At 73.5% G+C, this 14,485-nt stretch carries 12 protein-coding genes and 1 other RNA gene; 5 read left to right on the top strand and 8 right to left on the bottom strand.

Annotated elements, in window-relative coordinates:
• Positions 1-88 precede the first annotated feature (88 nt).
• The gene (locus OG295_RS21350; protein WP_371681258.1) at positions 89-376 is read left to right on the top strand and encodes a type II toxin-antitoxin system Phd/YefM family antitoxin; all 288 of its coding nucleotides are present in this window, start codon (positions 89-91) and stop codon (positions 374-376) included.
• Positions 373-630 (top strand): Txe/YoeB family addiction module toxin, encoded by a 258-nt coding sequence (locus OG295_RS21345; RefSeq protein ID WP_371678319.1) that lies wholly within the window; start codon positions 373-375, stop codon positions 628-630. The genes OG295_RS21350 and OG295_RS21345 overlap by 4 nt, the downstream gene beginning before the upstream one ends.
• Positions 631-709: 79 nt before the next feature.
• Here OG295_RS21345 and ssrA read toward each other — a convergent pair.
• The 5 genes from ssrA to ftsE all read right to left on the bottom strand — a co-directional run bounded on the left by ssrA (position 710) and on the right by ftsE (position 4,606).
• Positions 710-1,098, bottom strand: a transfer-messenger RNA (tmRNA) gene (ssrA, locus tag OG295_RS21340).
• A gap of 83 nt (positions 1,099-1,181) precedes the next feature.
• Complete coding sequence (gene smpB, locus OG295_RS21335) at positions 1,182-1,667, bottom strand: SsrA-binding protein SmpB (protein WP_030240466.1); 486 nt, start codon at positions 1,665-1,667, stop codon at positions 1,182-1,184.
• An 18-nt stretch (positions 1,668-1,685) separates the two neighbouring features.
• The gene (locus OG295_RS21330; protein WP_371678318.1) at positions 1,686-2,870 is read right to left on the bottom strand and encodes a S41 family peptidase; all 1,185 of its coding nucleotides are present in this window, start codon (positions 2,868-2,870) and stop codon (positions 1,686-1,688) included.
• Positions 2,871-2,937: 67 nt separating this feature from the next.
• Positions 2,938-3,900, bottom strand: a complete 963-nt coding sequence (gene ftsX, locus OG295_RS21325) for a permease-like cell division protein FtsX (protein ID WP_285543260.1) — start codon at positions 3,898-3,900, stop codon at positions 2,938-2,940.
• A 16-nt stretch (positions 3,901-3,916) separates the two neighbouring features.
• Complete coding sequence (gene ftsE, locus OG295_RS21320; protein WP_030240478.1) at positions 3,917-4,606, bottom strand: cell division ATP-binding protein FtsE; 690 nt, start codon at positions 4,604-4,606, stop codon at positions 3,917-3,919.
• Between the two features lie 223 nt (positions 4,607-4,829).
• Here ftsE and OG295_RS21315 point away from each other — a divergent pair, with 223 nt between their 5' ends.
• Complete coding sequence (locus OG295_RS21315; protein ID WP_030240481.1) at positions 4,830-5,018, top strand: hypothetical protein; 189 nt, start codon at positions 4,830-4,832, stop codon at positions 5,016-5,018.
• Positions 5,019-5,099: 81 nt separating this feature from the next.
• On the opposite strand, the gene prfB is transcribed toward OG295_RS21315, so the two are convergent.
• Positions 5,100-6,209 (bottom strand): peptide chain release factor 2, encoded by a 1,110-nt coding sequence (gene prfB, locus OG295_RS21310; protein ID WP_371678317.1) that lies wholly within the window; start codon positions 6,207-6,209, stop codon positions 5,100-5,102.
• 315 nt (positions 6,210-6,524) lie between these two features.
• On the opposite strand from prfB, the gene OG295_RS21305 reads away from it, so the two are divergent.
• Positions 6,525-7,577 (top strand): isopenicillin N synthase family dioxygenase, encoded by a 1,053-nt coding sequence (locus tag OG295_RS21305; protein WP_371678316.1) that lies wholly within the window; start codon positions 6,525-6,527, stop codon positions 7,575-7,577.
• A 94-nt stretch (positions 7,578-7,671) separates the two neighbouring features.
• Here OG295_RS21305 and OG295_RS21300 read toward each other — a convergent pair whose 3' ends face one another.
• Both OG295_RS21300 and OG295_RS21295 read right to left on the bottom strand, forming a co-directional pair.
• On the bottom strand, positions 7,672-8,925 hold the full coding sequence (locus OG295_RS21300; RefSeq protein WP_371678315.1) for a serine/threonine-protein kinase: 1,254 nt from the start codon (positions 8,923-8,925) through the stop codon (positions 7,672-7,674).
• Between the two features lie 190 nt (positions 8,926-9,115).
• On the bottom strand, positions 9,116-10,930 hold the full coding sequence (locus OG295_RS21295; RefSeq protein ID WP_371678314.1) for a serine/threonine-protein kinase: 1,815 nt from the start codon (positions 10,928-10,930) through the stop codon (positions 9,116-9,118).
• Positions 10,931-11,383: 453 nt separating this feature from the next.
• Here OG295_RS21295 and OG295_RS21290 point away from each other — a divergent pair, with 453 nt between their 5' ends.
• Positions 11,384-14,437 carry an FtsK/SpoIIIE domain-containing protein gene (locus OG295_RS21290; protein ID WP_371678313.1) on the top strand — a complete coding sequence of 1,018 codons (3,054 nt, stop codon included), beginning with the start codon at positions 11,384-11,386 and terminating at the stop codon, positions 14,435-14,437.
• Positions 14,438-14,485: the final 48 nt, after the last annotated feature.

Here is a 14,485-nt window from a genome sequence, read left to right as displayed (position 1 = left end):
ACGGGAATCCGGTACAGGTGGTAGCGTTCTTATGTACCGGAAACCGGTACATGTCTGTTTCCCGTACGCGAGAGGGGCACCCGTGTCCATACCCGCCGTCTCGGCGACCTCCGCACGCGCCAACCTGTTCAACCTCATCAAGGAGGTGGCCGCCGACCACACCGTCACGCGCATCACCTCCAACGCGGGTGACGCCATCCTGATGTCCGCCGAGGACTACGAGTCCTGGCAGGAGACCGTCTATCTGCTCCGCTCCCCGGCCAACGCCCGCCGCCTGATGGAGGCCGTCGCTCGCGACAAGGCAGGCGAGGCCGGCATCACCAAGACCTTGGAGGAACTGGAGTCCCTCGGGGCCGACGCGGCCGGTGACGAGTGAGGGACGTCAGCTTCGATCCCGACGCCTGGGAGGACTTCCTGTTCTGGCTGGCGTCCGACCGGAGGAAGGCCGTCAGGATCACGCGCCTGATCGGCGAGGCCCAGCGCACCCCGTTCACCGGAACCGGCAAGCCGGAACCCCTGAAGGGCGACCTGTCCGGCTACTGGTCCCGCCGCATCGATGACGAACACCGGCTCGTGTACCGCGTGGACGACAAGGAAGTGAAGATCCTCAAGGCGCGCTACCACTACTGACCGGCCGTGACCTCCGGCCCGGGCACAGCAGAGAGCGCCAGGACCGGTGTGGTCGCTGGCGCTCTCTGTCACATGGGATGAGTGGAGATGGCGGGAATCGAACCCGCGTCCAACGGTGCAGAAGCAGGGCTTCTCCGAGCGCAGTCCGCTGCGCTTTTCTCAGCCCCGGAGATCACACGGACAAGTCTCCGACGGGCTCAGTCACTGTTTGGTTTCCCTCCAACCCCCGTGACCGGGGCTAGAGGTTTAGATCCCTAGTTGACGCCAGGATCCGGACCGGGACCACTTCCGGGCTGACGCTCCTCACAGAGGCTTCAGCTCACTGTTATTAGGCAGCGAGGGTGAAGCGGGAGTTATCGCTCTTGGAGTTGGCGATTATTGTTTGCGACATGTGGTTAGCGAGATCATTGCCGCTTCCTCGGCTCGCTTCCCCTGCATCGACATCCGCTGTCGAAACCGATCATCCCCATGTTTTGTTTTCAACAGCACCACCCGCGAGCGGGAGGCGCTGACGCCATGGTACGCGAAGTGGACCACCGCGTGCCAGGAGATTAAACCGTGCCCCGCTGCTTGCGCCGGATCGCCGAGATGGCGCGGTTCGTCTCGCGGGTGTCCTGCTTCTCCCGCAGGGTCTGCCGCTTGTCGTACTCCTTCTTGCCCTTCGCCAGCGCGATCTCCACCTTCGCGCGGCCGTCCTTGAAGTACAGGGCCAGCGGCACGACGGTGTGACCCGACTCGTCCGCCTTGCGCTCCAGCTTGTCGATCTCCTCCCGGTGCATGAGGAGCTTGCGCTTGCGCCGCGCGCTGTGGTTGGTCCAGGTGCCCTGGCTGTACTCCGGCACGTGGACGTTGTACATCCACACCTCGCGGCCCTCGACCGACACGAAGCCGTCCACCAGCGAGGCCCGGCCCTGGCGCAGGGACTTGACCTCGGTGCCCGTGAGCACGATCCCGCACTCGTAGGTGTCGATGATCGTGTAGTCGTGCCGCGCCTTCTTGTTCTGGGCGATCAGCTTGCGCCCTTTTTCCTTAGCCATAGTGCGGTCATTTTCGCACTACGGACCCACCCCGGTGCCACCCAATACCGTCCGCGCCCGCTCCTCCGCGCCGTCCCCCGCCGCCGTCAGGTCGGGGGTGATGCCCCCGCCGTCGAGGCTGCGGCCGCCCGGGGTGCGGTACGTGCCCACCGTCAGCTCCGCCACCGAGCCGTCCGGGAGCTCGGTGGGCATCTGCACCGAGCCCTTGCCGAAGGTCCGGGAGCCGACGGTGACGGCCCGGCCCCGGTCCTGGAGGGCGCCCGTGACCAGCTCGGCCGCACTCATCGTGCCGCCGTCGACCAGGGCCACCAGGGGGCGGACCGTGTCCCCGCCCGGGGCGGCGTACAGAGCGCGCTCGGAGCCCCGTACGTCATACGTCGCCACGAGCCCGCCGTCCAGGAACGCGGAGGCCGCCGTCACCGCCTCCGTGACCAGACCGCCCGGGTTGCCGCGCAGGTCCAGCATCACCCCGGCGCCGGGCGGGGCCGCGCGGACGGCGTCGCGCACCCGCTCCCCCGAACCCCGGGTGAAGGAGGCCACCTTGATCACGGTGATGCCGTCCGCGAGCCTGCGCACGGTCACCGGTTCGACGCGCAGCCGCTCCCGACGGAGGGTCTCGGTGAGGCCTGCGCCGTCCCGGCTGAGGCCGAGCACCGCCGGGGTGCCGGCCTCGCCGCGCAGCAGCGCCACCACGTCGGCCACGGCGAGCCCGGTCACGGCACGGCCGTCCACGCTCAGCAGCCGGTCCCCGGCGCGCAGCCCGGCCCGGGCGGCGGGGCTGTCGGGCTGGACCCGTTCGACCTCGATCACGCCGTCGTGGTGGCGCCCGGTCCAGAGGCCGACCCCGGTCCAGTGTCCGTCGAGGTCCTCGGCGAAGGCCGCGTACTCGCCCCGGTCGTAGACGGTGCCCCAGCGGTCGCCGCTGCGGCTGACCACCTCCTGGGCGGCCTTCTTGCCGGACTTGCCCTCGGCGACGGCTTCGGCGGCGGCGCGCGCGACGGCCTCCCGGTCCGCGGTCCCGCTCCGGCGCGGGGCGGGTAACGGAGTACCGGTGAGGGCGAGCGGCCGGTCGGCGTCCGCTTCCTTCGGCGCCCAGGACCCGCTACCCGCCCCGGCGCCCACGGAGGCGAGGAAGAGCAACGTCAGAACGGCCCCGCGACGCAGGTCGCGGGGCCGGAGACAGAAAGCGGGCAGACCCGGCATGGCGCCGAGTCTAGGACAAGCCCCGCCGCGGTACGGCTGGTTGGCCGGACCGGGAGCGGGGCGCTCATCACACCTTGAGGTACTTGCGCAGCGCGACGAAGGCCGCCAGGGAGGGCATCAGGAGGCCGATCACCAGGACCAGGGGGAGCTTGGTGAGGACGGCGTCCCAGCCGATGAAGTTGATCAGCTGGAGCTTGTCCCGGAGCGCGATGCCGTGGTCGATGACGAAGTACTGGCCCGCGCCGAGCATGCCGCAGGCGAGGCCCGCGCCGATGAGGCCGGCGACGGCCGCCTCCATGATGAACGGCACCTGGATGTAGAAGCCGGAGGCGCCCACCAGGCGCATGATGCCGGTCTCCCGCCGACGGCTGAACGCCGAGACGCGCACCGTGTTGACGATCAGCAGCAGGGCCACGATCAGCATGATCAGCATGATGCCGAGCGCCGCCCAGTTGAGGGTGCCGAGCAGGGCGAAGAGGTTGTCGAGCTCGCTGCTCTGGTCGGCGACCGACTGGACCCCGTCACGGCCGGCGAAGGCCGAGGTGATGACCGCGTACTTCTCCGGGTTGCGCAGCTTGACCCGGAAGGAGTCGGGCATCTGGTCCGGGGTGACCACCGAGGCGAGCGCCGTGTGCCCGAAGCGCTCCTTGTAGTGCTTGTAGGCCTCGTCCGAGGACTCGTACATGACGGTCTGGACGAGTGCCATCTTCTTGAGCTCGGTCTCGATGCCCTGCTTCTGCTCCGGGGTCACCGCCCCCTTGGAGCAGGGCTTGCCGCCGCCCGCGGCGGGCGCCCCGGCGGCGGCCGGGGCGCCCGCCGCGTCGATGGCGTCGTTCTTGGTGCAGAGGTAGACGGTGACGTTGACCTTGTCGTACCAGAACCCCTTCATCGCGCTGACCTGGTCGCGCATGAGGAGGGAGCCCCCGAAGAGGGCCAGCGACAGGGCCACGGAGATGATGACCGCGAAGGTCATGGTGAGATTGCGGCGGAGGCCGACGCCGATCTCCGACATGACGAACTGGGCGCGCATGGCGTCTGGGGACCTTTCAGTGCTGGTAGCCGTAGACGCCGCGCGACTGGTCGCGCACGAGTCGGCCCTGTTCGAGTTCGATGACGCGCTTGCGCATCTGGTCGACGATCTGCTGGTCGTGCGTCGCCATGATCACGGTGGTGCCGGTGCGGTTGATCCGGTCCAGCAGCTTCATGATCCCGACGGAGGTCTGCGGGTCGAGGTTGCCCGTCGGCTCGTCCGCGATCAGCAGGGCGGGCCGGTTGACGAAGGCGCGGGCGATGGCGACGCGCTGCTGCTCGCCGCCGGAGAGCTCGCCCGGCATCCGCCCCTCCTTGCCGCCGAGGCCGACCAGCTCCAGCACCTGCGGGACGGCCTTGCGGATCTCGCCGCGCGGTTTGCCGATCACCTCCTGCGCGAAGGCGACGTTCTCGGCCACCGTCTTGTTGGGCAGGAGGCGGAAGTCCTGGAAGACGGTCCCCAGCTGGCGCCGCATGTGCGGGACCTTCCAGTTGGAGAGCTTGGCGAGGTCCTTGCCCAGGACGTGCACCTGACCGTGGCTCGCCCGCTCCTCGCGCAGCACCAGCCGCAGGAACGTGGACTTGCCGGAGCCGGAGGAGCCGACCAGGAAGACGAACTCGCCCTTGGCGATGTCCAGGGAGACGTCTCTGAGTGCGGGACGGTTCTGCTTCGGGTAGGACTTGGAGACGTTGTCGAATCGGATCACGGGTGCACCACGGTCGCCGGGAGTAGGTGTGCGTGACCATACGCGACCGGGCGCGAGGTGTGGACCCGGCATCCGCACTTGCCCCGATATATCCCGGCTGTCGGCGGTGCGGTTCCGCGGTTGCCCGGACGGGCCGCGCCGAATGTCGGCGGAGCTGGCACAGTGGTAAGGGGAACGGACTCGGTCCCCACGCCGTTAACGAAGGGGACGAGAGGAGGAGCGCATGACATATGACCGGCTCGTGTGCGCGAACTGCGCGGCACCCGTCAGCCAGGGCCGATGCCCTGTGTGCCGGGCGAACCGGGAGCGCCTCCAGCAGGAGGGCCCCTTCGCCGGGCTGAATCCGGTGACGCTCATCGCGCTTCTGGTGGCGCTGGTGGCGGCACTGGCGTTGGTGGCTCGGACCGCGTAGCCGACGCCGCGTCCCGATCACACGTAAGGACGAAGGGCCCGGACACCTGAGGGTGTCCGGGCCCTTCGCTCGCGGGGCGCGTTACGCGCTCTGCTCCTGCTGCTTGCGCCAGCGGATGCCGGCCTCCAGGAAGCCGTCGATCTCGCCGTCGAGGACCGCCTGCGGGTTGCCGACCTCGAACTCCGTGCGCAGGTCCTTGACCATCTGGTACGGGTGCAGGACGTAGGAGCGCATCTGGTTGCCCCAGGAGCTGCCGCCGTCCTTGAGGGCGTCCATCTTGGCCTGCTCCTCCTGACGGCGGCGCTCCAGCAGCTTGGCCTGGAGCACGTTCATCGCGCTGGCCTTGTTCTGGATCTGCGAACGCTCGTTCTGGCAGGAGACGACGATGCCGGTCGGGAGGTGCGTGATGCGCACGGCCGAGTCGGTCGTGTTGACGCCCTGGCCGCCGGGGCCGGAGGCGCGGTACACGTCCACGCGCAGCTCGGTCTCGTCGATCTCGACGTGGTCGCTGGTCTCGACGACCGGGAGCACCTCGACGCCCGCGAAGGAGGTCTGGCGGCGGCCCTGGTTGTCGAAGGGCGAGATGCGCACGAGGCGGTGCGTGCCCTGCTCGACGGAAAGGGTGCCGTAGGCGTACGGGGCCTTGACGACGAAGGTGGTCGACTTGATGCCGGCCTCTTCCGCGTACGAGGTCTCGTAGATCTCGGTGGAGTAGCCGTGCCGCTCGGCCCAGCGCAGGTACATGCGCTGGAGGCGCTCGGCGAAGTCGGAGGCGTCGACGCCGCCGGCCTCGGCACGGATGTTGACCAGCGCCTCGCGTTCGGCGTACTCGCCGGAGAGAAGGGTGCGGACCTCCATCTCGTCCAGCGCCTTGCGGACGGAGACGAGCTCGACCTCGGCCTCGGCGAGGGTGTCCGCGTCGTCCATCTCCTGGGCGAGCTCGAACAGCACCGCGAGGTCGTCGATGCGGCCGCGCAGGGTCTCGGTCTTGCGCACCTCCGCCTGGAGGTGCGAAAGCTTGCTCGTGATCTTCTGGGCGGCGTCCGGGTCGTCCCACAGGGACGGCGCGGCGGCCTGCTCCTCGAGCACGGCGATATCTGCCCTCAGCTTGTCGAGGTCCAGGACGGCCTCGATCGACCCCATGGTCGAGGAGAGGGACTTCAGCTCTTCGGAAACATCGACGACTGCCACGGGTCCAGCGTAGCCGGTCCCCGGACGGCACTCTCCGGCCAGGCCGGATCAACCCGTACGGAGAGGGGTGGGTACGGGCGTACCCTCACCGTATGACCGTTCTACTCGTGAAGCGTCGCCATGTGGACCACATGCGTGTCACCACCACGAGCTGTCTGCCGCCGGACCTCGCACGAGCCTGATCCACCCCGATCCGACTTCGGTCCTGTACGCGGCCCCGCCGCCCCGGCGCCATCCCTGCCGGCGGTGCGCTCCCACCCGCTGCCCCGCCATCTCCGGGGCACAGGACCCCGTGACATCCGAAACGGAGCCGTCATGCCGTCCGCGCACCCCTCCTCCTCTACTTCTTCCGCCACGCTCTCCTCCTCGTCCTCCTCGGCGTCGCTCGCCGTCATCGACCTCTCCCGGGCGGACGACCCGGCCGAGCGGGCCGACTTCCTGAAGCAGCTGCACGCCGCCGCCCGGGACACCGGCTTCCTGTACCTGACCGGGCACGGCATAGGCGAGGCCGAAACCGCCCGGATCCTGGAGCTGACCAGGGCGTTCTTCGCGCTGCCGGAGGCGGACCGGATCTCGGTGAGCAATCTGAACTCCCCGCACTTCCGGGGCTACACCCGGATCGGGCACGAGCTGACGGGCGGCTCCTCCGACTGGCGCGACCAGCTCGACGTCGGCGCGGAGCGGCCGGCTCCGGTGCTGGGGCCGGATGACCCGGCGTACCTGTGGCTGGAGGGCCCCAACCAGTGGCCGGCGGCGCTGCCGGAGCTGCGGGGGGTGGTCCTGGACTGGCAGACGCGGCTGGCGGCGGTGGCGCACCGGCTGCTCCGGGAGCTGCTCGCCTCGATCGGCGCCCCCGCCGACTTCTTCGACGCGGCCTTCGCGGACCGCCCCCACCTGCACACGAAGCTGATCCGCTACCCCGGGTCCGCCCCGTCGGGCGCCGACCAGGGGGTGGGTGCGCACAAGGACTACGGGTTCCTGACGCTGCTCCTGCAGGACTCGGTGGGCGGGCTCCAGGTGGTCCGGGACGGCGCGTACGTCGACATCCCGCCACTGCCGGGGGCCTTCGTGGTCAACCTGGGCGAGCTGCTGGAGATCGCCACCGAGGGGTACCTGCGGGCCACCGACCACCGGGTGGTCAGCCCGCCGGGCGCGGTGGAGCGGTTCTCTGTGCCGTTCTTCTACAACCCCCGGCTGGACGCGGTCGTGGAGACCGTCCCCGGGGACTACCTGCGCGGGGCACCCGGCATCGACCAGGACGCCTCGAACCCGCTGCACGCGGAGTACGGGCGCAACGAGCTCAAGGGCTGGGTCCGCGCCCACCCGGAGGTCGCCCGGCGCTGGCACCCGGAACTCGCCACGGCGTAGCCCGCACGGCGGCCGGGCCCCGGACGGGGCCCGGCGGGGCCGGAGCGGGGCCCGGCAGGGTCCGGGGCGGGCCCAGCGGGGCGCCGGGGCGGTCCTAGCGGGGCGCCGGGGCGGAGTGCTTGCCGTCCTGCTTCGGCGGCGCGGGGTCCTCGCCGCCCGACACCGCGAGCCAGCTCCCCACTCCCACCGCGGCGGCCAGCGCCAGCGCCGACGCCGAGAGCACCAGCCGCCGCTTGCGCGCGGCCTCGGCCCGGTGCCGGGCGGAGCCCGGACGGTGGCCGCCGGCCGGACGCGGGACGCGGGCGGTGCCGAGGGCGCCGCCGGCCAGCTCGTCGGGGGCCGGCACGCGCATGGAGGTGTGGGTGTCCCGGTTGGAGTCCGTCGCGGAACCCGGTACCAGCGGGACCACGCCCCGCCGGCGTACGGGATCGGCCGCCGGTTCCTCCGAGGGCTCCGGTTCCGCTTCGGCGTCGTCCGGCTCGTCCACGTCCAGCGGCGGCATCCCGGCCAGCAGCGGCAGCAGCTCCCGCAGCCGGACGGACAGCTCCGAGGCCCGAAGCCGCGAGGCGGGGGCCTTGGCCAGGCACTGGACCATGAGCTGCCACAGCTCGTCGGGGATCCCCGGCAGCGGCACCACGGTCTCGGTCACGTGCCGGCGCAGCACCGCGCCCGGATGGCCCCCGCCGAAGGGGGTGAACCCGGCGAGCAGCTCGTACAGCACGGTGGCCAGGGCGTATATGTCGACGGCCGCCCGCGGGGGCAGGCCTTCCACTATCTCCGGCGCGAGGTAGTCCGGCGTCCCGATGATCCGGGTGGTCGGCGCGGTGGCCCGGCCCCCGGCCGCCCGCCGGGGGGAGTCGATGAGCTTGGCCACGCCGAAGTCGGTGAGCAGCGCGGGGTGGGCGCCGCCCGGCCCGAGGGGGCCCTGCATGTCGAGGAGTACGTTCTCCGGCTTGACGTCCCGGTGGACGACCCCGGCCGCGTGGGCGGCGGCGAGGGCGTCGGCGACGTCGGCGACGATGGCCACGGCCGCCTCGGGGGCGAGCCGCCGCTCGCGGTCGAGGCGCGTGCGCAGGTCCGTGCCGCGGACGAGGTCCATGACGAGGGCGAGGTCGTTGCCGTCGACGACGAGGTCGCGGACGGACACGACGTGGGGGTGCTCCAGCCCGAGCAGCGCACTGCGCTCCTGGACGAAGCGTCCGACCAGTTCCTGGTCGGAGGCGAGGTCCTCGCGCAGCAGTTTGACGGCGACGGGCCCGTCGGGCCCCTCGCCGAGCCACACCGTGCCCGCGCTGCCGCGCCCCAGGATCTGGTGCGCGGTGTACCGGCTGCCGATCTTCCGTGCCACGACTGCTCCCTCAGCGGCTGGAGTACGCGACAAAGCTACGCGGCCGAATGGGGGTTGAAGGCTCCGGATCGCGGCGACCTTCACTTCTGCGGGCGAAATCACGTCCTGGATGTCGACAAATCCACGAAGTCGGCGCTACGGGAGCCCTTCGGCCGGACCTCGGCCGGACCTCAGGGGCTGTCGGCCGGCCTCAGGGCGTGCCACCGCCGCCGCTCGCCGAGTCCCCGATCGAGGTGACGAAGTCGACGGCGTCGCTGCCCCAGCTCCACACCTGGTCCCACCAGTTCTTGCCGGTGCCGACCCATTCCTGGAGCGGGGTGAGCTCCCAGACCAGCCAGCCGCCGATGAACAGCAGCAGGATCATGACCAGGCAGCCCTTGAGGCAGCCGAGGCCGGGGATCCGGACCGGGTTGGCGCTGCGGCGGCGGGGCTCGCGCGGTTCACGGGGCTCGCGCGGGGGCCGCTGCTGCTGGGGTGCCTGCGGCCGGGCCTGTGCCTGGGGCCGCTGCTGCTGCGGAGGCGGCTGCGGCGGCTGGTACTGGGGCTGCTGCGGCTGCTGGTACTGCTGGGGCTGGTACTGCTGCTGGGGCTGCTGGTACTGCGGCTGCTGATACTGCTGCGGCTGCTGGTACTGCTGCGGCGAAGGTGCCGGGCGGTACTGAGGCTGCTGCTGCGGAGGCTGCTGCGGGTACTGCTGCTGCTGCGGCCGGGGCTGGTGCTGCGGGGGCGGCGGGGCCTGCCGCTGGGGGCGGCGGCGCAGCGGGTCCTCGCTCGGGTCGAGGTAGTGCATCTGCGTCTGCTCGTTGCGGTCCCGGGCGGCTCTCATCTGCGACTCCCACGGGTGCGGGCTGTCGGGCCGCTGCACGGGGGGCATGACGGAGGTCGGGTCCGGGGCGCCGCCGGGCGCGCCCGGGGCCCCGGCGCTGGGCAGCACGGTGGTGGCGTCGCCCCCGCCGATCGGCGGCAGCACGCTGGTCATGGCGTTCGGGTCGTACGCGTCGTACGCGCCCGGCTGCGCGGCCCCGGCCCCGGCCCCGGCGGGCAGCGCCTGCGTCGGGTCGGCGGCACCGGGCACGGTGGGGACGGGCGCGGGCGAGGGGTCGGGCACGAGCAGGGCGCCGACGCCGAGCGCGGCCTCGACCTCGTCGGGCGAGGAGTGCACGCGGATGCCGGAGGCGACCACGCGCAGGCCGCGGGCCAGGTTCTCGGCGCTGGGGCGCTCGTCGGGCTCCTTGCGCAGGCAGCGCTCGATGACGATCCACAGCGGCTCGGGCACGCTCGGGGGCCGCTGGGGCTCCTCGCTGAGGTGGCGGTGGAGCACTTCGAGCGCGGTGCCGCCGGCGAAGGGCGGGCGGCCGGTGACGAGCTCGTAGAGGAGGATGCCGGCGCCGTAGATGTCGACGGCGGAGGTCTGCGGGCGGCCCTCGGCGGACTCGGGCGCCACGTAGGCGGGGGTGCCGACGAACTCGTGGGTGCGGGTCAGGCCCGGGGAGTCGGCCAGGCGCGCGATGCCGAAGTCGGTGAGCATCGGCTTCATCTGGCCGCCGCGCTCGTCGAGCAGCACGTTGGCGGGCTTCAGGTCGCGGTGGACGACGCCGTCGGCGTGGCTGGCGGCGAGCGCGTCGGCGATCTGCGCGGTCAGCAGGCACGCGGCGACCGGGCTGAAGGGGCCGTTCTCGCGGATGTACCGGTGCAGGTCCGGGCCGTCGATCAGGTCCATGACCAGGGCCAGCAGGTCCCCCTCGACGACGAGGTCGCGGGTGCGGACGATGTTGGGGTGGGTCAGGCGCAGCAGGACGGAACGCTCGCGCAGGAAGCGCATGACGATGTCCGCGTCCTGGGCCAGCTCCTCCTTGAGGACCTTGATGGCCACGGTCTCGCCGGGCTGCCCGGCGACGGCCGCTTCCGCGCCGGCGGTCTCCCGCTGGCGGGCCCGCCAGACGGTGCCCGTCGCGCCGCGTCCGAGCGGCTCTTCGAGCAGGTACTTGCTGCCGACTGGCCGCACGTCTCGCGCTCCCCTGCTGTCGTGTGGTCGGGTCTTTCCCGGAGTGTTCCGGCTGATTCCGCTGAGTGGGTTTCCGGCCCAACTCTAGGGGGTGTCCCCGGGGAAGACGCGGGCCGACGGAGGTTGGTTGCCGCACATATGTGCGAAGGGTGAGGTATGCGGGGTATGCCGGAGGCGATTTTGCGCAGCTCCCTGTCCGTATTCGTACGGTGGGCCGGCCCACCCGTGACCGATCAAGATCAATTGTGGGCGGGTGCCGGGCGTGTCGAACGCGACAGGTGCGAGGATGCACCCGTACGGAACGGCCGGGACGGGAGCCCTGCCTTCCGGCAGACCTGACCGGACGACGCGTCCGTGCCGGGCGGGGGGTGACCGGGCAGGCATGCCCCGCCGTCCCCTGCCGGACGCACGCACCGCGCACTGCGCTCCGCGCAGAAGGGACCGCTGACGGCGATGCAGATCCGGTTGACCGTCCTTGGGCCGCGCAGCGGCCACCAGGCCGCCGCCGCGGCGGCCGGCTGTGACGTCCTCGTCACCGCGCCCGCCGGGACCGCGCTGGCCGCGGTCGCCTCCGGGCTCGCGGCGACCGTGGGCGGTCCCGACACCGGCGGCACGGTGGTGCTGTACGCCGGAGCGCGCCGGCTCGACCCGCAGCGGGCCGTCCTCGGCGAGCCGCCGCTGGTCGACGGGGCGGTGCTGACGCTGCACACCCCCGCGCCCGACGGTGACGCGCTGGCCGACGACGGACACGCCGCCCCGCAGCTGCACGTGGTGGCCGGACCCGACGCGGGCGGGGTCCACCTGCTGCACCCCGGGGCGGTCCGGATCGGACGCTCGGCGGACGCGGACGTACCGCTGGACGACCCGGACGTGTCGCGGCTGCACTGCGCGGTGACCGTACGGGCGGACGGCCGGGTGACCGTGGCCGACCTCGGCTCGACGAACGGCACCACCCTCGACGGCGCCCCCGTGGGCGCGGGGACGGTACCGCTGCCGCCGGGCGCGCTGCTGCGCGTCGGCGAGTCCACCCTGCGGCTGGCCTCCGGCTCCGGGGACGCCCGGCCCCTGACGGTGGTCCCCGACCTGGAGGGCCACCTCTCCCTCCCCTCCCCGGGCCCCTCCGGCGGCCCGGCGGGTACGGGCGCCGACGGTACGGAGCCCGGCACGGACGCCCCCTCCGCGCACGGCGGCCCCGGCCCCGACCCCGTCCTGGGGCTGCGCCCCGGCACCCCCAGGCCCGGCACGCCCGGCGCGGCGCACCCCGCCACGGGCCGCCCGGCGTCACCGGCCGCCCCCGGCGGCGGCACCGCCGCGGAACCGGACCGGCACTCCGGCGCCCCCCTGTCGCAGACGCCCGGAGACGGGACTCAGCCCGGGACGCCCGGCGCGGCCAGGCGCCGGGGGCTCGGGGCCTGGGCGCGCAGATGGGTGCGCGGGGAGGAGCCCGAGCAGGCGGCGGAGGCCGAACCGGACGCGCCGGCCAGGGCCGCGGCACCGGACACCGACGACCCGGCGGCGCTGCTGCTGGCCGCGCTCGGGCCGACGCGGCGGCTGTGGTCGCGCGGGACCGGACACCCCCGGTTCCTGGAGGCGGGGCTCGGCGCGGGCAGCCGGGTCTCGCTGCGCGAGTGCGGCTCGCTCGGGATCGCGGGGCCGCGGGACCGGCTGACCGGCGTCGCCCGGTCCGTGATCGCCCAGCTGGCCGGGCTGCACGCGCCCGCGCGGCTGGAGATCGTGCTGCTGGCGGCGGACCGCGCGTACCCCGTGCAGCAGCGGCGGCGCGACTGGGGCTGGCTGGGCTGGCTGCCCCACGTACGCCCGGCGCACGGCCAGGACTGCCGGCTGCTGCTCGCGTACGACCGGGACCAGGCGGCCGCGCGGACCGGGGAGCTGACCCGGCGGCTGGACGACAGCGCGCTCGGCACCAACTGGGCCGCCGCCGACGCGGAGTCGCTGCGCCGGGCCGCGCACGCCTACGCGGGGCCCCGCACGCTGGTGGTCGTGGACGGCGATCCGGGCGCGGGCCACCTGCGCGAGGTGACGGGCCGGCTGGCCTCGCACGGGCCGGCGGCGGGCATCCACGTACTCGTCCTCGCACAGGCCCCGGCGGCGACGCCCGCCTCCCCGGTGGCCGCGACGTACGAGGCGGCCTGTGCGAGCTCCCCGGCGTTCCGCGACTGCGGCCGGGCCGCCCTGCTGAGCGGCGACGTGGCCACGGCGGTGCGCAGCCTCCCCGTCGCGGGCGGCCGGCCGGCCGGACCCGGGGAGACGGCGGTCGCGGACGGGGTCTCCGCCGCCTGGGCGGAGCGGTTCGCCCGGGCCCTGGCGCCGCTGCGCGCGGACGCGGCGCCCGCGGAGGGCGCCGGGTACCGTCCGGCCGCCGCGAGCCTCCCGGCGACCGCGCGGCTCCTCGACGAGCTCGGCCTGGCCCGGGCCACCCCGGCGTCCCTGATGGCCCGCTGGGCGGCGGCCACCGATCAGGGCCAGGGCGTCGGCGGCCGGGTGGAGATCGTCCTCGGCGCGGGCCGGCGCGGGCCGGTCGGTGCCGAGCTGGTCCACGACGGTCCGCACCTGCTGGTGGAGGGGCCCGCCGGCAGCGGCCGGACGGAGCTGCTGCGTTCGCTGGCGGCGTCCCTGTCGGCGGCGGCCCGCCCCGACCGCCTGGGCCTGGTCCTGCTGGACGGCGCCGGCGGGGAGCGCGGCGACGGCCTCGCGCCCTGCACGGAACTCCCGCACGTGTCGGCCCACCTGGTGGCCTCGGACCCGCTGCGCATGCGGGAGTTCGCGCAAGCCCTCGGCGCCGAGCTGAAGCGCCGCCACGAACTGCTGGACGGGACGGCGTTCGCGGAGTGGCACGCGGGCCGGGAGCTGACGGGCCGGGTGGTCGCGCCCCGCCAGCCCACGCCGGGCGAGCTCCGCGGTGACCTCGATCCGCAGCGCAGCGGCACCCTGCGGCTGCGGGCCTCCGCGCCGCGCACCGAGCCGGCGGCGGGGCCGAGTCCGCTGCCCCGGCTGGTGGTGCTGGTGGACGACTTCGACGCGCTCGTCGCGCCCGCGCTGGGCAGTACGGGCCGGCCGGCCGCCGGTTCGGTGGTGCGGGCGCTGGAGGCGGTGGCCCGGGAGGGCACCCGGCTCGGGGTGCACCTGATAGCGACGAGCGCGCGCCCGGACCGTACGGCCGACACCGAGCTGGCCCGGCGCTCCACGCTGCGGGTCGAGCTGGACGCCCCGGACCAGCCGGGTCCGGGCCGCGGCGTGCTGCGGTACGCGGACGGGCGTGCGGTGCCGTTCCAGGCGGGCCGGGTCACGGGCCGGATCCCGCGCACGGCGACGCTGCGGCCGACGGTGGTCCCGGTGGAGTGGGACCGGATGGGTGATCCGCCGGCCCGCCGTCCGGTGCGCGAGCTGGGCAACGGCCCGACGGACCTGGCGCTGCTGGCCAGTGCCCTCGACCGGGCCTCCCACCTGGTGTCGGCGACCCCGGTGCTGTTCCCGCCCGCCCCCTGACGTCCCCTCCTGCCCCGCGGCGGCCCCCCGACGACCCCCTCACGCGGT

The organism is Streptomyces sp. NBC_01276 (assembly GCF_041435355.1).
Lineage (GTDB): Bacteria > Actinomycetota > Actinomycetes > Streptomycetales > Streptomycetaceae > Streptomyces.
This window is presented reverse-complemented; position numbering and strand designations above follow the sequence as displayed.